Source organism: Paenibacillus sedimenti, assembly GCF_014534655.1.
GTDB classification, from domain to species: Bacteria; Bacillota; Bacilli; order Paenibacillales; family NBRC-103111; genus Paenibacillus_E; species Paenibacillus_E sedimenti.
This window is the reverse complement of sequence record NZ_JACVVD010000057.1, coordinates 1-499: the sequence shown is the minus strand read 5'-3', so window position 1 is coordinate 499 and position 499 is coordinate 1. Positions and strand designations below refer to the sequence as shown.

Annotated in this window: 1 pseudogene; it reads right to left on the bottom strand. The window is 51.3% G+C overall.

Annotation, left to right across the window (positions count from 1 at the left end):
- Window positions 1-499: pseudogene (locus tag ICC18_RS33405) on the bottom strand (sensor histidine kinase); the annotation flags it as partial.

Here is a 499-nt window from a genome sequence, read left to right as displayed (position 1 = left end):
TTGATGATTTGCTCGGGAATAAACCGATACAGGGCCATATCCAGGTAGTCGGAACGTGAATAAGCGGTATAATAGCGGCTTCCCGAAATCGAATAAGTTCCCGTTTGAGAAACAAAAGTTCCACCTGCTTGCTGGACGAGAGCGATCATATTTTGCTGCAGCTGCGTTGTAGCGCCGCTTACGATCATGTCGCCGGTTTTCTCCGAGAACAGCAGGGTACCGCTGTCGGCGTAAGTATTGAGGTGGCTTATCGCCTCACGAATCTTCTGGGTATCCAGCTCGATTTCGATCGCGAACAGCGGCCGATCCCCATAAGTCGCACTTGGTTTGGCCGCGCTTAAGAACAGACCTCCGTCCCACAACATGACCTGGCTATTTCGGCCGCCAAGCTCGGTGCGAATCCGGTCATACCGTTTGATATCGAGCTCGCTCGTCCCATTGGCGGACGAAACGGATTTGGAGACCGGATAAATATGTGCAGTCACATTTTTGATATAGA